Raw genomic sequence first — 19,624 nt, 5'->3', positions numbered from 1 at the left:
CCGCATCTGCCTTGAGGCAATACCGCCGCACAGGCAGGCTTGCCCCATTGCCGAAAGGAACGCCCATGCCGTCCGAAAAACTGACTTTCCCCGGTCACTCCGGTGCGATGCTGGCCGCCCGGCTAGACCTGCCCGACGGCCCGCTTCTGGCGACCGCCCTTTTCGCCCACTGTTTCACCTGCGGCAAGGACATTGCCGCTGCCCGGCGCATCGCGTCGCGGCTGGCCGGCATGGGCATTGCCGTGTTGCGGTTCGATTTCACCGGGCTAGGCCATTCGGGGGGCGAGTTTGCCAACACCACTCTTTCCTCGAACGTGGCCGACCTGCACGCCGCCGCCGCGGCACTGGCTTCCCGCGGCATAGCACCCTCGCTGCTGATCGGTCATTCCCTGGGCGGGGCGGCCGTCCTGCGCGCCGCGCCCGACATGCCCGGCATCCGCGCCGTCGCAACCATCGGCGCACCGTTCGAGCCGTCCCACGTCACCCGCGCCTTCGCCCCCGCCCTGACCCGGATCGAAGCCGAAGGACTGGCGGAGGTTGACCTTGGCGGGCGGCCCTTCCGCATCGGGCGCGACTTCTTGCGCGACGTGGACGCGGCCGAACTCGGCCCCGCCATTGCCCGGCTTCACGCGGCCCTTCTGGTGATGCACGCCCCGCGTGACGCTGTGGTCGGGATCGACAATGCCAGCCAGATCTTCATGGCGGCACGGCACCCCAAGAGCTTTGTCACCCTCGACGATGCCGATCACCTGCTGACCCGCGCGGCCGACGCCGAGTATGCCGCTGACATCATCGCCACATGGGCCGGACGGTATCTCGCGCTGACTCCGCCGGCGCCGCCCCCCGGGGTGCCCGAGGGCATCGTCAGGGTGACCGAGGTAAACCCGACCGGCTTTCTGCAAGACGTGCAATCGGGCCCGTTCCACCACTTGCAGGCTGACGAGCCGCTCGCCTATGGCGGCACCAACCGGGGGCTTTCGCCCTATGGCCTTCTGGCTGCCGGGCTTGGCGCCTGCACATCGATGACGATCCGCCTTTATGCACGTCGCAAGGGCTGGCCCTTGACCGGCCTCAGTGTCGAGGTCAGTCATGACAAGATGCACGCGCAGGATGCAGGCGGCCCCGGCACGCCCAAGATCGACAGCTTTCGCCGGGTGATCCGGCTGCAGGGCAACCTCAGCACCGACCAACGCGCTCGCCTGCGCGAGATTGCCGACAAATGCCCGGTGCATGAAACGCTGGCCCGCCGCAGCGAGATCGTCACCGAACTGGCAGAAACCCTGACATGAAAAAGGGCGCGAAGGTTGCCCCTCGCGCCCCCTGTCAATCTTTGCGTCGCCTTACGCCCGGGCGTTGCCCACCAGCTTCCACGCGCCGGGCAGCAGGAGGGCCGCCAGCGCCAGCTTGATGGCGTCACCAACCAGGAACGGCGTCAGCCCCCAAGCGAGGATCGGTTTCTCCCACCCGTAAAGCTGCCCAAGCCAAAGCAGGCCCGGCACATAGATGATGGCGTTGCCGATCAGCATCGCCAGCGCCATCCATGCCACCGACCGGTCCCAGCCACGCCGGGCCAGCATTCCAAGTGTCACCGTCGCCAGAACGTAGCCCAGCAGGTAACCGCCAGTGCTGCCGGTCATGTAGGCAATTCCGTTGAGATCAGCGGTGGAGCTTTGGAACACGTCAAAGCCGAGGGCACCGATCAGCATGTAGCCAAGGATCGTCGCTAGTCCCAGCCGCGCGCCATAAGCCGCGCCGATGGTCAGCACTGCGAACGTGCCCATGTTGATTGCAACCGGAGATCCCGGTACGGGCACCTTGATCTGTGCCATCACCGTCAGCAGGACGATCCCCGCCACCACCAGCACTGCCTGCCGGATCCGCAGGCCCGCGCCGCTTGTCGCGCCGAAAGCCTCGGTCAGTACCTTGTCGTCGAGCGTGAGGGCCATGCCGCACATCTCCCCTGTCTTGTTGTAACGTTCCGGCAATGTTTGCCCGAGGCCTGCCTTGCGCGCAAGGGCTCAGCCAATCGGGGAATAGTGCGAGACCGAAACGTAGTCCTTGCGCGGACCACGCACCTCCCAGACCGCCTGCCAGCGCGGCCATCGCGTAAAATCGTAGCGCACGCGGTACAGGTCGGCGCCGCAGGGATGATCGGTCCCGGCGATGTGGCCTTCCGGCACGAAACGGTGGAACGGGCGCCCGTCGTCGAAACTGACAGACACCCCGGTCGGTCCAAAAACCCAGCGATAACGCCGAACAGCCTCCATCGGCGGACCGCCGCCAAGGCGCAGTTGCCCCATTTCGGCATAGGCCAATGCATCGTCACCCTCGGGCGTCAGCATTGCTTCGCCACTCAACCGGCCCTCCTGCCCGCTAAGGCGGTCGTCGATCCGCCGCTCCAGTCGCCACCGCCCCGCGAAATCGTCACGTCCCAGCATCATCTCCACCCGCCGTCTTGTGACCGGACGCCTGCCGCCTTATGACGCGCCCAGTCCGCGAACCCAACTGTAAAGGTGACGGCCATGATCCCCCGCTATTCCCGCCCCGAGATGGTCGCCATCTGGTCGCCCGAGACCAAGTTCCGCATCTGGTACGAGATCGAGGCCCATGCCTGCGACGCGCAGGCTGCCCTCGGCGTGATCCCCAAGGAAAACGCCAAAGCCGTCTGGAGGGCCAAGGACGTGACCTTCGACGTGGCCCGCATCGACGAGATCGAGGCGGTGACCAAGCATGACGTCATCGCCTTCCTGACCCACCTGGCCGAGCATATCGGCGCTGAAGAGGCCCGGTTCGTTCACCAGGGCATGACCTCGTCCGACGTGCTCGACACCGCGCTTAACGTGCAACTGGTCCGCGCGGCCGACTTGCTGCTGACCGCGCTGGACCGCGTGCTGGCCGCGCTGAAAAAACGCGCCTACGAGCACAAGATGACCCTGCGCATCGGCCGCAGCCACGGCATTCATGCCGAACCCACGACGATGGGCCTGACCTTCGCGCGCTTCTACGCCGAGATGGACCGCAACAAGAACCGGCTGGAAAAGGCCAAATGGGAAGTGGCCACCGGCGCGATCTCGGGCGCGGTGGGCACCTTCGCCAACATCGACCCGGCGGTGGAAGAGCATGTCTGCAAGATGCTGGGCCTGCGACCCGAGCCGATCAGCACGCAGGTCATCCCGCGCGACCGCCACGCGATGTTCTTCGCCACGCTGGGCGTGATCGCCAGCAGCATCGAGAACATCGCGATCGAGATCCGCCACATGCAGCGCACCGAGGTGCTGGAGGCCGAGGAATACTTCTCGCCCGGCCAGAAGGGATCGAGCGCGATGCCGCACAAGCGCAACCCGGTCCTCAGCGAGAACCTGACAGGCCTTGCCCGCCTCGTGCGCGGAGCAGTCACGCCAGCTTTGGAGAACGTGGCGCTTTGGCACGAGCGCGACATCAGCCATTCCTCGGTCGAACGCGCCATCGCGCCGGACGCCACCATCACCCTCGATTTCGCGCTGCACCGGCTGGCAGGGCTGGTCGAAAACCTCGTCGTGCACCCCGAGAACATGCTGCGCAACCTCAACCAGTTCAAAGGGTTGGTCATGAGCCAGCGAGTGCTGCTGGCCCTGACGCAAAAGGGTGTCAGTCGCGAGGATGCCTATCGCCTCGTCCAGCGCAACGCGATGAAGGTCTGGGAGCGCGGCGCGGACTTCCAGTCCGAGCTTCTGGCCGATCCCGAGGTGACAGCGGCTCTTTCGCCGGCCGAGGTCGCCGAAAAATTCGACCTCGGCTACCACACCAAGCACGTCGACACGATCTTCGGCCGCGTCTTCGGCGCTTGAATGCCCCCTCCACCCGCGCGCCCGCTTCGGGGCGCACGGCACGACATGCAGGCATGACCCGCCGGTTCAGACCATCGACGGTGCGTGCAACGGCATCGGCTGTGGACGGTGTGTCGGCTGCGGCATGACAGGCAGGCTGCGCGTGACCGGGATCGCCATCACGGCGTATTTGTGCCCGTCATCGGCGTTGACATAGGGCGCCCCCATAAGCTCCGCATCATACCCCAGCTTGCGCAAGGACCGCAGCAACCACAGGTTCGACAGCGACATCAGCCGCTCTCCGCCCTGCGCCTCGGCCACTTCGGCAAGCCCCTCGACGATCAGGTCGAGACACCGCGTGCGGTCCTCCATGCCAGTCACCTTGTCGGAGATCACCAGACGGGTGCACTCCCACACCTTCTCGGTCCGCAGATCGCCGCCAGCAAGTTCTGCCGGAATGCTCGACAACCGGCCAAGGCAGGCATCGCGCAGCATATAGCTATGCTCGCCCCATGTGGCCGTGGTGGGCAACATCCTTGCCCCGGCAATCACCTCGCCATCCCGCAAAACCAGCGAATAATAGGCTTGCGGGTTGTCATACTGGTCCATCTCGACTCGGGCGTCATGCGGAATGCCCCAGTGCAGGCCATCGACAAAGAACCGCTTGCGCAGTCGCAGGTAGTCGACGAAGGCCGCGCCGTAGCGGTATTGGTCAAGCAATTCAAAGGTTATCAGTTCCATGTGCACTCTCCTTTATGGCGAATCCATTTAGCTCCGGAATCTTACGATTGTTAATCCAAAGCCGACGCCGTCTTGGTGACGGGTCCAATTCTGCCACAGCAGGAAGGCGTGAGATATCAGATCAGGCCGAACTGGCTGGCCAATGCGGCGGCCTGCGCGCCTGTCTTCGCACCCAGCTTCAGCTTGGCGTTTTTCAGCCGCTGCTTGACCGCGCCTTCTGACACGCCAAGCTGATACGCGATTTCCTTCAAGCGCTTGCCCTGTTTGACCATGCGCAGCGCCTCGATTTCCGCGAGGGTCACATTGGTGGGGGGGGCCTTCGCACGATGGGTGCGCGCGACGAAATCGCTTAGCAGATTGATCTCGTCATCCATGAATTCGCGGTCGGGCCGCGCGAATGACCCGAAAGAGCGCTGACCTTCGTCAACCGGGTCGGAAACCGCCACACAGAGGCCATAGCGCATGCCAAATTCGCGCGCCTTACGCATGACGTCGCCTGGATCGTCATCGCAAATCTCGCTCCAGCGAATCGTCCCGGTGTTGGTATAGACCCAGCGAATCACCGGATCCTGCAACATCAGACGCTCGGCCGTGTAGAGCTCGACCCAAGCCGAAGGCAGCGCGTTAATCTCCTCAAGCGGGAACGCGAAACCGACACGCAGCGCAAGGTAGTATCCAGCCTTGGCGAGTATGGGCAGGTCTTGCGGCCCGAGTTGCCCAGTCATCTCTTACCCCGATTGAAACAGTCGCGACGTCGCCTTGGGTGTTGAGGTCGACCCCATAACCCGCTCTATTGCATAATGCCAAAGATAAGATGACTCTGCAGCGAACGCCAGCCATGGGGGCTCAAGGATGTCGGACTATTCAAGGATCGAATCCCTCCTTCTCGATCTACACGAGCGGACACCCGTCGGCTTTGCCTTGGCGTTTCATATAAATTACACTGCATCGGATTTCATATTCCAAACTTATCCTTCGGGCTGGCGCAAGGTCTATTCCGAAAGCGGAATGGTTCTGCAGGATCCGATCGTGGCCTGGTGCTTTGCCAATACCGGCTGGATCCGCTGGTCGGATCTTGCTGCCAACGATCCCGCCGGTGTGCTGAGCCGTGCGAAGGACTACGGCATGAACTACGGCGTGGCATTCGCGTGCGAGGGCGGCGGCACTCGTAGCGTTTCGGGATATGCCCATGCAAGCCGCGAATTCACCGATGAGGAAATCGCGGCCTACGCGACCGATACCACTCGGCTGCACGAATGGACCGCGCGCAACAACCTGTCGGACCCCGCTGATCGTGAAAGACTGCGGCAGCTTTCGGTGCGTTTCACCCATTCCGACCAGGCCACACAGGATCCCTCCCCGGACGCTGGTCTGAAGAAACCCGACAAGAAGTAACCCTGCGTTCACTTCTTTGCGGTTGACTGCGCCCCTACGCAGGGACCGCATGACCACCATCAGCCCGCCTCAGCCAGCGCCAGACGTACCTCCCGCGCCAGGGAACGGCCGGGCCATGCTGACCCGTCGGCGCAAGGCCGCCGTCGTACTGCAACTCCTGATCAGCGCCGGCCAGAAGATCACCCTGACCGGCCTGCCCCAAGACCTGCAACTGGCACTCACGCGCGAGCTTGCCGCGCTGCGCAAGGTCGACCGAGGCACCTTGATGACCATTGCACAGGAATTCCTCGCGGAACTTGACGGGCTGGCAATCTCCGATGCAGGCGGGATGGAGGGTGTTCTGGACGCGCTGGGCGACCAGATCAGCCCAGAGGCGCTGGCCCAGCTCCGGCGCGAGGCCGGCAAGACTGAACCAGAGGATCCGTGGCGCGGCCTTGCCGCCCTCGAACCGGCCGATCTTGTCGCACCGTTGCAGGCCGAGGCGGTCGAGGTTTGCGCAATAGCAATGGCAAAACTACCGGTGTCCAAGGCTGCGGCCGTTCTGGCACTCATGCCCGGGGAGCGCGCGCGGCGCATCGCCTACGCGATATCGCGCGTCGCCAAGGTCCCGCCCGAACGGGTGAACCTTATCGGACAGTGCCTTGCCGAAACCTTCGGCGTCGGCGCCGCGCCGGTTTTTGGCCACCCGCCCGACCAACGGCTCGGTGCAATCCTCAATTCGTCCAGCGCCGCAACCCGCGAGGACGTCCTTGAGGGGCTGGGCCAGACCGATGCCGCCTTTGCCGAACAGGTGCGTCGCGCGATTTTTACGTTTCTCGATATTCCTGCAAGGCTGGCACAGGGCGACGTCCCCCGCGCGCTCCGCGCTGTGGACGAAGCCGATCTGGTCACCGCGCTTGCCGCCGCTTTCGCCATGCCCGCCACCGCGCCCGTTGCCGAATTCCTTCTGGCGGGCCTCTCCAAACGCATGGCCGAACAACTGCGCGACGGCATTGCCGAGAAGGGAAAGGTTCGCCCGGCCGATGGCGAGGCCGCGCAAGGGGCCGTTGTCGCCGCTATCCGCGAGCTTGCCGATACGCGCGAGATCACCCTCAACACGCCCGAGGACGACGCGAGCGCCGACGCCGGCTGAGCGCGTGAGGCGTCCAGCGGGTTGCCGCATGCAGGTGCCCGCGATATATCGCGAAGGCTGCTACAAGGACCGCCCATGGCCCCGCGCCCCGCGCCCCCCGCCACCCTGACCAGCCTTCGCAACGGCCTTGGCACCGCCGCCGACTGGCTGTCGAACCTTGCGCTGCGCGGGCTGATCGGTGCGATCCTTGCCCTACCCTACCGCACGCGCGTGACGGCCATGGGCGCGGTCCTGCGTCGCGTGATCGGACCGGCACTTGGATACCGCCGCAGGGCCGAGGCGAACCTTGCGATGATCCACCCCGACATGCCCGCCTCCGAACGCCGCCGCATCGCCGACGCGGTCTGCGACAATTTCGGCCGCACCCTGATCGAGAACTATTCCTGGCGCGATTTTGGCCGCCACCTCGCGGGCACGCCGATCAAGGGGGAAGGGCTGGCCGCCGTGGAAGAGGCCCGCGCCGCCGGCCGGCCCGTCATCTTCGTGACCGGCCATTTCGGCAATTACGAAGCGCCGCGTCAGGCGCTGACCGCGCGCGGGTACCGGATCGGCGGCCTTTACCGCCCGGCGCGGAACCGCTTTTTCAATGCCCACTACGCCCGCAGCATGACCGAGACCAGCGGACCGGTTTTTCCGCAGGGCCACAAGGGCACATTCGGTTTTGCGCGCCACCTGAAATCGGGCGGCATGGCGACCATTCTTTTTGACGTGCGCGTCATCAAGTCGCCGCGCATCCCTTTCCTCGGCAAACCCGCCCTCACCTCGACCTCCGCTGCCGACTTCGCGTTGAAATTCGATGCGCTGCTGGTGCCCTATTTCGGCACCCGCCAACCTGACGGCCTCTCGTTCGAGATCGAGATCGAACGGCCAATTGCGCATTCCGATCCATTGACCATGACCACGGAAATGACTCGTCGGCTCGAAGCTCGTATTGCCCGCAACCCCGAGCAATGGTTCTGGATTCACCGTCGCTGGAAGCCCTGAGCGAGCCTATTGCAGACGCGCGGCCGCAAGGATCGGCCCCGGCCCCGGTTGCTGCACGATCACGACGACGCCGCGCGAGTCCTCGGCTTTCACGTCGGTGGTGAAGGGCGCCTGCCCAGTCCACTGGCCCAACGTATCCCAATCCGTCACGATATTGGCATAAGTCAGGGTGCGCCCCTCGTTCTCGCCGCGGGTGATCGAAACGGTTTCCTGCGGCAAGTAGCGCACAAGCTGCACCAGAACCGCTTGCGACAAGGGGCCTGCGCTTTGCGCAACAATGTGAATTTGTCCTCCCGCACGGGTCGCCCGCACGGTGATCCCGGTATCGATTCCTGCCTGGGCACGAATGCCGTCCATCAGGTCCATCGTCCGCGCGCCCTCGATCCGGGCCACGCCAGAAATGATGAATTGTGGTGTATATACCATCCGCGAATTGGCGGCGAGCGCGTAGCGATGCTGCCGTGCGGTGAATGCCGGACTACCAAAGGCATCCTTCCAGCCGATGTAATCCCAGTAATCAACATGAAGAGCCAACGCGATAACGTCGTCGCGTGACGCCATCTGGCGCAACAGGTCATCGGCAGGCGGACACGAAGAGCACCCTTGCGACGTGTAAAGTTCAACCACGACAGGCCCGTTCTGTGCTTGCGCAGCCTGTGACGTCAAAACCGCGACGCCAAGCGCCAGCGCCACATCCTTAAACACCCCGATCAACCTCTTCGTCACAGCCACCGTCACCTCTTGGCCCGGGGTTGGCGCCGGTGCCAGTCACCGTCTCCATCCCTTTTTCACCCTACTGGTCTAGGCCAGCACGGTTGTAATGACCAATCAAGGATATGCGAGAGAAATGCGATTTGGACGCCCTTGATCTGCATTGTGTGCAATGGTATACATCGCGTCGAACCACCCAGCTTGATCGAAGAGACCGCATCGGGCAGAACCGGGCGCAACCTCCGCTGATCCGACCGCAAAGGAAATCCGCATGACCATCAATGTCGGCAAGGACACCGTCAAGACCCGCACGACCCTCAAGGTCGGGGACGCCACACTGGCCTACTACGCCATTCCCGCAGCTCAGGCCGCCGGCCTTGGCGATTTCTCGCGCCTGCCCGCCAGCCTCAAGGTGGTGCTGGAAAACATGCTGCGATTCGAGGATGGCGGCCACTCCGTCTCGACCGACGACATCCGCGCCTTTGCCGACTGGGCCATGCAAGGCGGCAAGAACCCGCGCGAGATCGCCTATCGCCCGGCCCGCGTGCTGATGCAGGACTTCACCGGCGTGCCTGCCGTGGTCGACCTTGCCGCGATGCGCGACGGGATCAAGGCACTGGGCGGCGACGCGCAGCAGATCAACCCGCTCAACCCCGTTGACCTCGTCATCGACCACTCGGTGATGATCGACGAGTTCGGCAACCCCCGCGCCTTCCAGATGAACGTCGACCGCGAATACGAACGCAACATGGAACGCTACCAGTTCCTGAAATGGGGCCAAGGCGCGTTCAACAATTTCCGCGTCGTGCCGCCCGGCACCGGCATCTGCCACCAGGTCAACCTTGAATACCTCGCCCAAACCATCTGGACCGATACCGACCAGAACGGCGAAGAGGTGGCCTATCCCGACACGCTGGTGGGCACCGACAGCCACACAACCATGATCAACGGCCTTGCCGTGCTGGGCTGGGGCGTCGGCGGGATCGAGGCCGAGGCAGCGATGCTGGGCCAGCCCGTCTCGATGCTGATCCCCGAGGTTGTTGGCTTCAAGCTGACCGGTTCGATGGTCGAAGGCACCACCGCGACTGACCTCGTGCTGAAGGTCGTGCAGATGCTGCGCAAGCACGGCGTGGTCAACAAGTTCGTCGAATTCTACGGCGACGGCCTCGATCACCTGCCGCTGGCCGACCGTGCCACCATCGCCAACATGGCCCCTGAATACGGCGCCACCTGCGGCTTCTTCCCGATCGACGCCGAAACCCTGCGCTACCTGCGCCAGACCGGCCGCGACGAGGCGCGCGTGGCGCTGGTCGAGGCCTATGCCAAGGCCCAAGGCATGTGGCGCGGTGCAGATTACGCGCCCGTCTACACCTCGACGCTGGAACTGGACATGGGCACCATCGTGCCGGCCATCTCGGGGCCGAAGCGGCCGCAGGACTACCTGCCGCTGACCGGCGCCGCCGAAGCATTCTATAACGTTGTCTGCGACTATCGCGGCGTCGATGCGGGCAAGGCGGCCAAGGACATGGCTGACGAAGGGCCGGTTGCCACGACCACAAACGGCGCGGATGCGCGCAAGTCCGGAACGGTTGCAGGCGAAGATTTCACCCTGCGCGATGGCTCGGTCGTGATCGCCTCGATCACCTCCTGCACCAACACGTCGAACCCCTACGTGATGATCGGCGCCGGCCTCGTTGCGCGCAAGGCGCGCGCGCTGGGCCTGACCCGCAAACCTTGGGTCAAGACCTCGCTCGCGCCCGGCTCTCAGGTCGTCTCGGAATATCTTGAGGCCGCCGGTCTGCAGGAAGACCTCGACGCGATCGGCTTCAACCTTGTGGGCTACGGCTGCACCACCTGCATCGGCAATTCCGGCCCGCTGCAGCCTGAAATCTCCAAGTCGATCGCCGATAATGATCTTGTCGCCGTCTCGGTGCTGTCGGGTAACCGCAACTTCGAGGGCCGCATCTCGCCCGACGTGCGCGCCAACTACCTCGCCTCACCGCCGCTGGTGGTGGCCTACGCGCTGGCCGGAGACATGAACATCGACATCACGACCGAGCCGCTGGGTACGGGCAAGGATGGTCAGCCGGTCTATCTCAAGGACATCTGGCCCACCAACAAGGAGATCGCCGATCTCGTCCACGCCACCGTGACGCGCGAGGCGTTCCAGTCCAAGTATGCCGACGTCTTCAAGGGCGACGAGAAATGGCAGGCGGTCGAAACCTCCACCGGCGAAACCTATGACTGGCCGCCGACCTCGACCTACATCCAGAACCCGCCCTACTTTCAAGGCATGGACAAGGACGCAGGCAAGATCGGCAATATTGATGGTGCCCGGATCCTTGCAATTCTGGGCGACATGGTCACCACGGACCACATCAGCCCTGCCGGTTCGTTCAAGGATACCACGCCCGCCGGCCGCTATCTTGTGGATCGGCAGGTGCCTGTGCGCGAGTTCAATTCCTACGGCTCACGCCGCGGCAACCACGAGGTAATGATGCGCGGCACCTTCGCCAACATCCGCATCCGCAACGAAATGCTGGACGGCGTCGAGGGCGGCTACACCCTCGGCCCGGACGGTCAGCAGACCTCGATCTTCGACGCGGCAATGGCCTGGGAATCGAAAGACACCCCGATGGTGATCTTTGCCGGCATCGAATACGGCGCCGGCTCAAGCCGCGACTGGGCGGCCAAGGGAACCGCGCTTCTGGGCGTGAAGGCCGTCATTGCCGAAAGCTTCGAGCGCATTCACCGCTCCAACCTCGTCGGCATGGGCGTCATCCCGTTCGAGTTCACGGGCGGCGACACGCGCAAGTCGCTGAACCTCAAGGGCGACGAAAGCGTTGCCATCGACGGTCTCGACAGCGTCACCCCGCTGGCCGAGGTGCCCTGCACCATCACTTACGCCGACGGAACCACCAGGACGATCACGCTCAAGTGCCGGATCGATACCGCGGTCGAGATCGACTACATCAAGAACGGTGGCGTGCTGCACTACGTCCTGCGCAACCTCGCGAAGGCGGCCTGAGCCGCCCGGGGGGCTGGCCCAGCGGCCGGCCCCGCCAAGGCTGCCTTTGCCTTGCAAATATCCTCGGGGGGTGAATTGGCCGCAGGCCAAGAGGGGGGCAGACAGCCCCCCTTTCGCCATCCGCCCTACTGACCCGTCGCGGCTTTCAGGGCGGGCAGGAACAACTGGTCGTAATTCGCGCCGATCAGCGGCCCCGCCACCCGGAACAGCACCTTGCCGGTGCCATCGACGATGAAGGTCTCGGGCGGCGCCGTTACGCCCCAGTCGACCGACGTGCGCCCGCGCGGGTCGAAACCCAGCGCAAAAAACGGGTCGCCTTGGTCGGTCAGGTAGCCATCGGCATTGGCGGCGGTGTCACGAAAGTTGATCCCCGCCACGCGGTAGCCCTGCGTGGCAAGGTCCTTGAGCACGCCATGTTCGGCCCTGCAGGGCGGACACCAACTGGCCCAATAATTGACGATCGTCACCTTGCCATCGCGCAGGTCGGCATCGGTCAGCTGTGTCCGGTCAGGCAGCCCTTCCTGCGGTACGGCGGGGGCGTCCTTGCCGATCAGGTTCGACGGCAAGGTGTCGGAGTGGCCGAAATACATGCCCCCCAGCAACAGTCCCGCGATCGCCGCAAAGATCACCGGCGGCAGCACGATCATCGGTGAGACCTTAGCCACGACCCGTCTCCTTCTCGACCCGCTCCAGCCGCGCCGCACTTTGCCGCGCCCGCCACCAGCTTGCTGCGACCAGCACCACCAGCACCGCGATGCAGACAGCATAGGCGCTCAAGACTTCGGGGGCGTATTTGCCAAGTTGCGGCATCATGCGCTCCGCATCCGGGCTTCCAGTGCGCTCGCCCGACGCAACCGTATCTCGGTCCGCGTCCGCATCAGCACAAGTGCGAGAAACAGCAGGATGAACCCAGCGATCGACAACATCAGTGGCAGGTAGAACACCTCCGCCACGCTGTCGGGCCGTCCCGCGCGAAAGACCGATGACCCCTGGTGCAAACCCTGGTTCCAGAAGATCGCGGCATAGCGGCTAAGCACCGCAAAGACCGACCCGACAAGGCAAAGCACGCTGGTCAGGTCGGCCGCCGTATCGGCATCCTCGATCGCCGCCCACAGCGCCATGTAGCCGAGATAAAAGAGAAAAAGGACAAGAAACGAGGTCAGCCGCGGGTCCCATGCCCACCACGTCCCCCACATCGGCTCGCCCCAGACCGCCCCGGTGAAAAGCGCAATCACCGTCATCGCGGCCCCCACCGGCGCCGCGGCCTTGGCCGCCAGCACCGAAACGTGGTGCCGCCGCACGATCCAGACCAGCGAGGTGATCAACATCATGAACCACGCATTGATCGCGATCATCGCCGAGGGGACATGGATGTAGATGATCTTGACGGTCGAACCCTGCTTGTAGTCGTCGGGCGTGAAGAAAAAGCCCCAGACCAACGCCGTGACGATGCAGGCCACCGCAAGCGCCCACAGCCACGGCAGCACCGGCCTCGTCCAGCCCATGAACTTCTTCGGATTGGCGTATTCCCAAATCGACATGAAGCCTCCTTAGCGGGTTCCCGCCCGCCCCTCAATCACCGCGGTGCCGCACCTCACCGCAGGTTGACCCGCAGGGCCGCCGCCGCTGCGAAGGGCAGCAGCGCGAAACAGCCCGCTGTGACCCCGCCCACCAAGGCCAGCGACGGCAACGCTGTCAGCCCTTCGGCCCCACGCCGCACCGCTTCGGCCCCGAAAATCAGCGTCGGCACGTAAAGCGGCAGAACCAGAAGCGACAACAGCAGGCCGCCCCGCCGAAGTCCCACCGTCAGCGCGGCTCCAAAGGCGCCGATCATCGACAGCGCCGGCGTGCCAAGCCCCAGCGAGGCCAGTAGCCACGGCGTGGCCTCGGGCGAGAGGTTCAGCAGGATGCCCAGCACCGGCGCGGCCAGCGTCAGCGGCAGGCCCGTCGTCAGCCAATGCGCCGCGGCCTTGACCAGCACCACGCCCTCCAGCGGTAAGGGTGCCGTGGCCAGCAGCGCCAGCGAGCCATCCTCGTGATCCAGCGCGAAGATCCGGTCGAGCGACAGCAGGGCCGCCAGCAGCGCCGCCACCCATAGCATCCCCGGCGCGATCCGGGTCAGCACCGCGCGTTCCGGCCCAACGCCGAAGGGCACCAGCACGATGACGATCAGGAAGAAAGCCAGCCCAAGGCCAAAACCGCCGCCTGCGCGGATCGCCAGCCGCAAATCGCGGATCAGGAGGGCGATCACAGAAACGCCTCGTCGCTACCGCCGGCCGCGTCAGGCGCGGCACGATAGGGCGTCAGGTCCAGCTCAGGCGCTTCCAGCCCGAGGTCGATATGCGTGGCGATCACCGCAATGCCGCCCTGTGCCAGATGCTGATCCCGCAGAAAATCGGCGAACAGGCCCACAGCTGCGCGATCAAGCGAAACGGTCGGCTCGTCAAGAAACAGCACTTTGCGCCCGATCACCGCCAGCCGCGCCAACCCCAGCCGCCGCTTCTGCCCGGCCGACAGTGTGCCTGCCATACGGTCGCGCAAACCGGTCAGGTCGAACGCCGCCAGTGCCGCGTCGTCCAGCTGGCGCCCATGCACCGCCGCCCAGAAGGCCAGGTTCTCGGTCACGCTCAGCGTCAGTTTCACGCCGTCGGCATGGCTGGCATAGGCGCCCTCATCGGCAGGAAAGTCGACCTCGCCTGCCATCGCTGGCTGCAATCCGGCCAGCGTACGCAAAAGCGTGGTCTTGCCCACGCCATTGGGCCCGCGCAAGATCAGCGCCTGCCCCGCCTCCAGCCGAAACGACACACCCGTCAGCACCGGCAATCCACCACGCGCACAGGCAAGGTCGGTCACGGCAAGATGCATGTCAGACCGGGATCAGGGCGGCGGCCACGCGCCGGCCCTCCGACAACAGGACATTGTATGTGCGGCAGGCCGTGGGAGAGGCCATGATCTCGACCCCGATCCCCGCCTCTTCAAGGGCGGCGCGCAAGGCCGCCGGGATCGGGGCAATCTCGGCCCCGGTGCCCACGAAGATCACGTCGATTTCGCCGACCACCGCCAACAGTGCTGCGGCATCTTCGAACCCGCCCCAGGCGATGACGCCCGTGGGCAGAACCGCGACAGGGCCACGATGCACCTGTCCGCCGATACGGAAAAAGCCGGGTCCATAGCCCTCGACCGGGGCCGAATCGGTAAAGCGGATTTCGTTCAAACGCATTTTCCGCTCCCTTCCGCCACCTTTTGTGGCGCCTGACGGCTCAAGCGTCGATATCGGCAAACTGGTTGCCCGAGGGCTTGCGAGTCTTCGACCAGTCCCGCTTGACCCCCAGCATCAGCACGATGTTCTTGGCAATGTAGATCGACGAATAGGTCCCGACGATCACGCCCCAAGTGATGGCGAAGACAAAACCGCGGATCACGTCGCCCCCCAGCACCAACAGCGCGATCAACGCAATCAGCGTGGTGCCGGATGTCATAATCGTGCGGCTCAACGTCTCGTTGGCCGAAAGGTTGAGCACATCTATCAGCGGCATCGTCTTGTACTTGATCAGGTTCTCGCGCGCCCTGTCGAACACCACCACCGTGTCGTTGATTGAATAACCAACAATGGTCAGCAGGGCCGCGATGATCGACAGGTCGAACTTCAGCTGGAACAACGCGAAGATGCCAATGGTCAGCCCCACGTCATGGGCCAAAGCCACAACGCCGCCCAGCGCGAACTGCCATTCGAAGCGTAGCCAGATATAGATCACGATCGCGACGATCGAACCGGTGACAGACAGGATCGCCGTCCAGATCAGCTCGCCTGACACCTTGGGCCCGACACTTTCGATCGAGGTGAACTTGACCGTCGGATCGACCGCGGTAATGGCGTCCTCGACAGCCTTCGTCGTCTCGGGTGAAATCGCGTCTTCCGCGCTTTGTGCCTGAATCCGGATGCTGGCGACATGCTGGTCTGGCCGGAAGCCGGGATCAAAGATCTGGGTGATCGACACGTCCCCAAGGTTCAACGGCTTGAGGGCCGAGCGGTAGACGCCAACATCCACTGCTTGGGTCGATTCGGTGCGGATCGTCGTTCCGCCGCGAAAATCGATGCCAAAATTCAGGCCCATCGTGAAGAACAACACCGCACTGGCGATCAGCAGCAGGATCGAGCCGCCGAAGGTCACCCGCGCCAGCTGGAAGAAGTTGATGTTGGTATTGTCGGGAACAAGACGCATCCGCATGGGCTCAGACCTCGATGGTTTTCGGGCGGCGACGCTCGAACCAGATGACGATGATGAGACGGGTCACGAAATAGGCCGTGAAGACCGAAGTGACGATGCCCAGCCCCAGCGTGATCGCAAAACCGCGCACTGGCCCTTGCCCAAGGGCAAAGAGGATGCCGGCCGTGATCAGTGTAGTGATGTTACTGTCAAGGATGGCCGACAGCGCCTTTTCATAACCCAGCTCGATCGCGCGCGCGGGCCCCTTGGCTGTTTTCAGCTCCTCGCGGATCCGCTCGTAGATAAGAACGTTGGCATCAACCGCCATGCCGACCGTCAGCACGATCCCCGCAATGCCCGGCAGTGTCAGCGTGCCGCCGATGGCCGACAAGACCCCGAACATCATCGCCATGTTGATGACCAGCGCGACGTTGGCGATCCATCCGAACATTCCGTAGGTCAGACCCATGAAAAGCACGACAGCGATCGAACCGGCAATTGCGGCCTTCTTGCCCGCATCGATGCTGTCCTGCCCCAGTTCGGGGCCGACCGTGCGCTCTTCAAGAAAGTTCAGCTTGGCCGGCAATGCGCCTGCACGCAGCAGAACCGCCAGCTTGGTCGATTGCTGGATGGTGAAGTTGCCGGTGATGATGCCCGAGCCACCGGGAATGGCGCTCTGGATGGTCGGCGCCGAAATCACCTGATTGTCCAGTACAATCGCGAAGGGCGACCCGATATTGGCGGCGGTGTATTCACCGAATTTCCGCGCCCCGGTCGGGTTGAACCGAAAGCTGACCGCAGGCCGGCCATTCTGGTCGAACGAAGGTTGCGCATCCACCAGTTCTTCGCCCGTCACCACTGGCGTACGTTCGAGAACATAAAACAGCTTGGGATTTTCAAGGTCTGGCACCAGCACGTTGTTTGCGCCGGGCGAGGCGTTAGGATCCTCGGTCCGTCCCACGACAGGCTGGAAGGTCAGCTGCGCGGTGGTGCCGATCAGGCTTTTCACCTCGTCGGCCGACCCGACACCCGGCACCTCGACGAGGATCCGGTCAGACCCTTCGCGCTGGATGATCGGCTCGCGTGTGCCCGCGGCGTCGATCCGGCGACGGATGATCTCCAGCGCCTGCTGCACCGTGCGCTCGTTGGTGGCTTGCTTCTCGGCATCGCTCAGCGTGATCGACAGGACCGGCCCGTTCGCCGTGACAACGATATTGGTCGAACCCGCCCCGGTGATCGAGGCGACAGGCGTCGCAAGCCCGCGCACCACTTCCAGCGCCTTGGTCACGCCTTCGGGCTTGGAGATGCGCACCAGCAGCGTGCCGGCCGGCCCCTGCTCGCGGGTAACAAAGCCTACCACGTCACGCTCTTTGGCCAGCGCGTCGCGCACGTCCGGCCACATGCCGTCCATCACGGTGGAATAGACGTCGGCCACCTGCACTTCGGCCAACAGGTGCGCCCCGCCGCGCAGGTCGAGGCCAAGATTGACAAGGTTTGACGGCAGGTACGACGGCCATAGCGCCGCCTTCGCTTCAAGCGCCGGATCGGTCTGGCCAGCCGCGATGGTCTTGGCAGCGTCGTTGTGCTGCTCGACGCGCGAATAAAACAGGTTCGGGACTGCCGAAAGAATCCCGGCCGCGCAGATCAGTACGATGACGATCCGCTGCCAGAAGGGGATATGCAACATCTTGGTTCGCCTCTCCGGCCGGGGTCAGGACTTTGCCGGTTCGGTCTTGCTGACCACCGTGGCGATGGTCGACTTCACCACGCGCACATTGACGCCCGCCGCAATCTCGACCTCGACTTCTTTCTCGTCCTTGACCTTGGTCACCTTGCCCACGATCCCGCCTTGCGTGATGATCTGGTCACCCCGGCGCAATGCGTCGACCATTGCCTGGTGGTCCTTCAGCTTCTTCTGCTGTGGCCGGATCAACAGGAAATACATGATCGCGAAGATCAGGATCAGCGGAACGAGCGATTCAAAACCCTGCATGACGGTCCTTTGGTTCATCTGATGAGCGAGGAGACGCCCCCCGCGAAAGTCGCGGCACATTATGTCCGGCCCGGCGGAATGGCAACCGCGCCCGGCCACGCCAAGCGAGCCTTTCGACGCACCCCCTCTGTCACCCCTTGCACCTGCCTTTCAACCGCCGCTGGTCAGCTTGGTCCAGATCTACTCGGCGGGCTCGCGAAGGCCAGCAGCGGCAACCGCTTGCGGGCTTCACACCAAGCGGCACTTCGGGCATATCTCCGCCAACCCAAGCGAAAGCCCTTGCCATGCACGACATCCGCGCCATCCGCGACAATCCCGCCGCCTTCGACGCCGCCCTTGCCCGCCGCGGGCTGTCGCCAATGTCGGCTGCGATCCTCAGCCTCGACGAGGCGCGGCGCGGTCTGATTCATGCCGCCGAATCCGCGCAGGCCGAGCAGAACAAGGCCAGCAAGGACGTGGGCGCCGCCAAGGCCCGCGGGGATGACGCCGAATTCGAACGTCTTCGCGCGCTGGTGGCCGAGAAAAAGGCCGAGGTCGCGCGACTGGGCGACGAGGCCAAGGCCGAGGATGCGCGCCTGACTGACCTGCTGCTGACCATCCCCAACCTGCCCTATGACGACGTGCCCGACGGCAAGGACGAACACGACAACGTGGAAATCCACCGCCACGGCACCCCGCGCAGCTTCGATTTCAAGCCGCTGGAACACTACCAGTTGCCTGCCGTCCAGACCGGCATGGACTTCACCACGGCCGCCAAGCTCTCGGGCAGCCGTTTCGTGGTGCTGATGGGTGCGGTCGCCCGCCTCCACCGGGCGCTGGCGCAATTCATGCTGGATACCCACACGGCCGAGCATAGCCTGACCGAGGCGATCACGCCGGTCCTTGTAACTTCGGACATGATGCGCGGCACCGGGCAACTGCCGAAATTCGGCGAGGACAGCTACCAGACCACCAACGGCTGGTGGCTGATCCCCACGGCCGAGGTCACGCTGACCAACTTCGTCCATGGCGATACCGTGGACGAGGCCACCCTGCCCCGCCGCTACGTGGCCCACACCCAGTGCTTCCGCTCCGAAGCAGGCAGCGCGGGCCGCGATACCGCCGGGATGCTGCGCCAGCACCAGTTCGAGAAGGTCGAGATGGTCACCATCTGCACCCCCGACACGTCGGAGGCCGAACACGCCCGGATGACCAAATGCGCGGAAGCCATCCTTGAAAAGCTGGACCTGCCCTATCGCACGATGAAGCTGTGTGCGGGCGACATGGGCGCGGGCGCGCGCCGCACCCATGACCTTGAGGTCTGGTTGCCCGGCCAGAACACCTATCGCGAGATCTCCAGCGTCTCGACCTGCGGCGACTACCAGGCGCGGCGAATGAACGCGCGCTTCCGCCCCGCCGGCGGTGGCAAGCCCGAGTTCCTTCACACGCTGAACGGCTCTGGCCTTGCCGTGGGCCGCACGCTGATCGCCGTGCTGGAAAACTGGCAGGAGGCCGACGGATCGGTCACGCTGCCTGCCGCGCTGCACCCTTACCTTGGCGGCAAGACCCGCATCACCGCCGAAGGGGTGCTGGCCTGACCAGCCCCCTGCCCGGCTGATCCGGCGCGCCCTGCCGGGCGTATCAAGC

The 19,624-nt window shown here is 64.3% G+C and carries 21 protein-coding genes; 7 read left to right on the top strand and 14 right to left on the bottom strand.

Going from position 1 to position 19,624, the window contains the following annotated elements:
• The first annotated feature begins 65 nt into the window (after window positions 1-65).
• Entirely contained in the window at window positions 66-1,289 is a 1,224-nt protein-coding gene (locus GC146_RS05480; protein ID WP_291835441.1) for a bifunctional alpha/beta hydrolase/OsmC family protein, read from the top strand.
• Between the two features lie 51 nt (window positions 1,290-1,340).
• Here the strand turns inward: GC146_RS05480 and GC146_RS05475 are convergent, their stop codons facing one another.
• Entirely contained in the window at window positions 1,341-1,946 is a 606-nt protein-coding gene (locus tag GC146_RS05475; RefSeq protein WP_291835438.1) for a biotin transporter BioY, read from the bottom strand.
• A gap of 72 nt (window positions 1,947-2,018) precedes the next feature.
• Window positions 2,019-2,441 (bottom strand): DUF6314 family protein, encoded by a 423-nt coding sequence (locus GC146_RS05470; RefSeq protein WP_363241112.1) that lies wholly within the window; start codon window positions 2,439-2,441, stop codon window positions 2,019-2,021.
• An 81-nt stretch (window positions 2,442-2,522) separates the two neighbouring features.
• Between GC146_RS05470 and purB the strand changes: the two genes are divergently transcribed.
• Complete coding sequence (purB, locus tag GC146_RS05465; RefSeq protein ID WP_291835435.1) at window positions 2,523-3,827, top strand: adenylosuccinate lyase; 1,305 nt, start codon at window positions 2,523-2,525, stop codon at window positions 3,825-3,827.
• Window positions 3,828-3,893: 66 nt separating this feature from the next.
• Here purB and GC146_RS05460 read toward each other — a convergent pair whose 3' ends face one another.
• Together GC146_RS05460 and GC146_RS05455 are read right to left on the bottom strand one after the other, a co-directional pair.
• Entirely contained in the window at window positions 3,894-4,547 is a 654-nt protein-coding gene (locus tag GC146_RS05460; protein ID WP_291835432.1) for an acyl-homoserine-lactone synthase, read from the bottom strand.
• 116 nt (window positions 4,548-4,663) lie between these two features.
• Complete coding sequence (locus GC146_RS05455) at window positions 4,664-5,272, bottom strand: autoinducer binding domain-containing protein (protein WP_291835429.1); 609 nt, start codon at window positions 5,270-5,272, stop codon at window positions 4,664-4,666.
• A 127-nt stretch (window positions 5,273-5,399) separates the two neighbouring features.
• On the opposite strand from GC146_RS05455, the gene GC146_RS05450 reads away from it, so the two are divergent.
• The 3 genes from GC146_RS05450 (at window position 5,400) to GC146_RS05440 (ending at window position 8,058) form a co-directional block, all read left to right on the top strand.
• On the top strand, window positions 5,400-5,942 hold the full coding sequence (locus tag GC146_RS05450) for an autoinducer binding domain-containing protein (RefSeq protein WP_291835426.1): 543 nt from the start codon (window positions 5,400-5,402) through the stop codon (window positions 5,940-5,942).
• A gap of 115 nt (window positions 5,943-6,057) precedes the next feature.
• Window positions 6,058-7,074, top strand: coding sequence for a FliG C-terminal domain-containing protein (locus GC146_RS05445; RefSeq protein WP_291835423.1), 1,017 nt, complete (start codon window positions 6,058-6,060; stop codon window positions 7,072-7,074).
• A gap of 75 nt (window positions 7,075-7,149) precedes the next feature.
• A complete protein-coding gene (locus GC146_RS05440; RefSeq protein ID WP_291835420.1) occupies window positions 7,150-8,058 on the top strand; it encodes a lauroyl acyltransferase in 909 nt (302 codons plus the stop codon).
• Window positions 8,059-8,064: 6 nt separating this feature from the next.
• On the opposite strand, the gene GC146_RS05435 is transcribed toward GC146_RS05440, so the two are convergent.
• A complete protein-coding gene (locus GC146_RS05435) occupies window positions 8,065-8,685 on the bottom strand; it encodes a DUF1223 domain-containing protein (protein WP_363241147.1) in 621 nt (206 codons plus the stop codon).
• 355 nt (window positions 8,686-9,040) lie between these two features.
• On the opposite strand from GC146_RS05435, the gene acnA reads away from it, so the two are divergent.
• Entirely contained in the window at window positions 9,041-11,797 is a 2,757-nt protein-coding gene (gene acnA, locus GC146_RS05430; protein WP_291835417.1) for an aconitate hydratase AcnA, read from the top strand.
• Window positions 11,798-11,922: 125 nt separating this feature from the next.
• Here acnA and GC146_RS05425 read toward each other — a convergent pair whose 3' ends face one another.
• The 9 genes from GC146_RS05425 to yajC are packed head-to-tail and all read right to left on the bottom strand — an operon-like array spanning window position 11,923 to window position 17,998.
• Complete coding sequence (locus GC146_RS05425; protein WP_291835415.1) at window positions 11,923-12,462, bottom strand: DsbE family thiol:disulfide interchange protein; 540 nt, start codon at window positions 12,460-12,462, stop codon at window positions 11,923-11,925.
• The gene (gene ccmD, locus GC146_RS05420; RefSeq protein WP_291835412.1) at window positions 12,455-12,610 is read right to left on the bottom strand and encodes a heme exporter protein CcmD; all 156 of its coding nucleotides are present in this window, start codon (window positions 12,608-12,610) and stop codon (window positions 12,455-12,457) included. The genes GC146_RS05425 and ccmD overlap by 8 nt, the downstream gene beginning before the upstream one ends.
• Window positions 12,607-13,338 (bottom strand): heme ABC transporter permease CcmC, encoded by a 732-nt coding sequence (gene ccmC, locus GC146_RS05415; RefSeq protein ID WP_291835410.1) that lies wholly within the window; start codon window positions 13,336-13,338, stop codon window positions 12,607-12,609. Before ccmC ends, ccmD begins: the two co-directional genes overlap by 4 nt.
• Window positions 13,339-13,391: 53 nt before the next feature.
• Window positions 13,392-14,048 carry a heme exporter protein CcmB gene (ccmB, locus tag GC146_RS05410; protein WP_291835408.1) on the bottom strand — a complete coding sequence of 219 codons (657 nt, stop codon included), beginning with the start codon at window positions 14,046-14,048 and terminating at the stop codon, window positions 13,392-13,394.
• Window positions 14,045-14,662, bottom strand: coding sequence for a heme ABC exporter ATP-binding protein CcmA (gene ccmA / locus GC146_RS05405; protein WP_291835406.1), 618 nt, complete (start codon window positions 14,660-14,662; stop codon window positions 14,045-14,047). Before ccmA ends, ccmB begins: the two co-directional genes overlap by 4 nt.
• A gap of 1 nt (window position 14,663) precedes the next feature.
• On the bottom strand, window positions 14,664-15,017 hold the full coding sequence (locus GC146_RS05400; RefSeq protein ID WP_291835404.1) for an Mth938-like domain-containing protein: 354 nt from the start codon (window positions 15,015-15,017) through the stop codon (window positions 14,664-14,666).
• A 40-nt stretch (window positions 15,018-15,057) separates the two neighbouring features.
• Window positions 15,058-16,026, bottom strand: coding sequence for a protein translocase subunit SecF (secF, locus tag GC146_RS05395; protein WP_291835401.1), 969 nt, complete (start codon window positions 16,024-16,026; stop codon window positions 15,058-15,060).
• A gap of 4 nt (window positions 16,027-16,030) precedes the next feature.
• Window positions 16,031-17,692: a protein translocase subunit SecD gene (secD, locus tag GC146_RS05390; protein WP_291835398.1), complete on the bottom strand. Its 1,662-nt coding sequence runs from the start codon at window positions 17,690-17,692 to the stop codon at window positions 16,031-16,033.
• 24 nt (window positions 17,693-17,716) lie between these two features.
• Entirely contained in the window at window positions 17,717-17,998 is a 282-nt protein-coding gene (gene yajC / locus GC146_RS05385) for a preprotein translocase subunit YajC (RefSeq protein WP_291835395.1), read from the bottom strand.
• A 284-nt stretch (window positions 17,999-18,282) separates the two neighbouring features.
• Here yajC and serS point away from each other — a divergent pair, with 284 nt between their 5' ends.
• Window positions 18,283-19,575 (top strand): serine--tRNA ligase, encoded by a 1,293-nt coding sequence (gene serS / locus GC146_RS05380; RefSeq protein WP_291835392.1) that lies wholly within the window; start codon window positions 18,283-18,285, stop codon window positions 19,573-19,575.
• Window positions 19,576-19,624: the final 49 nt, after the last annotated feature.

The sequence above is a fragment of the Limimaricola sp. genome (genome assembly GCF_016125575.1).
In the GTDB taxonomy this organism is placed as follows: domain Bacteria; phylum Pseudomonadota; class Alphaproteobacteria; order Rhodobacterales; family Rhodobacteraceae; genus WGLM01.
Note: the sequence above shows the minus strand (reverse complement) of the source record. Positions and strands in the feature narration are given on the sequence as shown.

Coding starts and splice junctions, on each gene's coding strand:
- purB (WP_291835435.1), top strand. CDS start 2,523: ATGATCCCCCGCTATTCCCGCCCCGAGATGGTCGCCATCTGGTCGCCC.
- yajC (WP_291835395.1), bottom strand. CDS start 17,998: ATGCAGGGTTTTGAATCGCTCGTTCCGCTGATCCTGATCTTCGCGATC.
- acnA (WP_291835417.1), top strand. CDS start 9,041: ATGACCATCAATGTCGGCAAGGACACCGTCAAGACCCGCACGACCCTC.
- GC146_RS05460 (WP_291835432.1), bottom strand. CDS start 4,547: ATGGAACTGATAACCTTTGAATTGCTTGACCAATACCGCTACGGCGCG.
- GC146_RS05450 (WP_291835426.1), top strand. CDS start 5,400: ATGTCGGACTATTCAAGGATCGAATCCCTCCTTCTCGATCTACACGAG.
- serS (WP_291835392.1), top strand. CDS start 18,283: ATGCACGACATCCGCGCCATCCGCGACAATCCCGCCGCCTTCGACGCC.
- GC146_RS05475 (WP_291835438.1), bottom strand. CDS start 1,946: ATGGCCCTCACGCTCGACGACAAGGTACTGACCGAGGCTTTCGGCGCG.
- GC146_RS05445 (WP_291835423.1), top strand. CDS start 6,058: ATGCTGACCCGTCGGCGCAAGGCCGCCGTCGTACTGCAACTCCTGATC.
- GC146_RS05440 (WP_291835420.1), top strand. CDS start 7,150: ATGGCCCCGCGCCCCGCGCCCCCCGCCACCCTGACCAGCCTTCGCAAC.
- ccmD (WP_291835412.1), bottom strand. CDS start 12,610: ATGATGCCGCAACTTGGCAAATACGCCCCCGAAGTCTTGAGCGCCTAT.
- ccmA (WP_291835406.1), bottom strand. CDS start 14,662: ATGCATCTTGCCGTGACCGACCTTGCCTGTGCGCGTGGTGGATTGCCG.
- GC146_RS05400 (WP_291835404.1), bottom strand. CDS start 15,017: ATGCGTTTGAACGAAATCCGCTTTACCGATTCGGCCCCGGTCGAGGGC.
- secD (WP_291835398.1), bottom strand. CDS start 17,692: ATGTTGCATATCCCCTTCTGGCAGCGGATCGTCATCGTACTGATCTGC.
- GC146_RS05455 (WP_291835429.1), bottom strand. CDS start 5,272: ATGACTGGGCAACTCGGGCCGCAAGACCTGCCCATACTCGCCAAGGCT.
- GC146_RS05480 (WP_291835441.1), top strand. CDS start 66: ATGCCGTCCGAAAAACTGACTTTCCCCGGTCACTCCGGTGCGATGCTG.
- GC146_RS05470 (WP_363241112.1), bottom strand. CDS start 2,441: ATGATGCTGGGACGTGACGATTTCGCGGGGCGGTGGCGACTGGAGCGG.
- secF (WP_291835401.1), bottom strand. CDS start 16,026: ATGCGGATGCGTCTTGTTCCCGACAATACCAACATCAACTTCTTCCAG.
- ccmC (WP_291835410.1), bottom strand. CDS start 13,338: ATGTCGATTTGGGAATACGCCAATCCGAAGAAGTTCATGGGCTGGACG.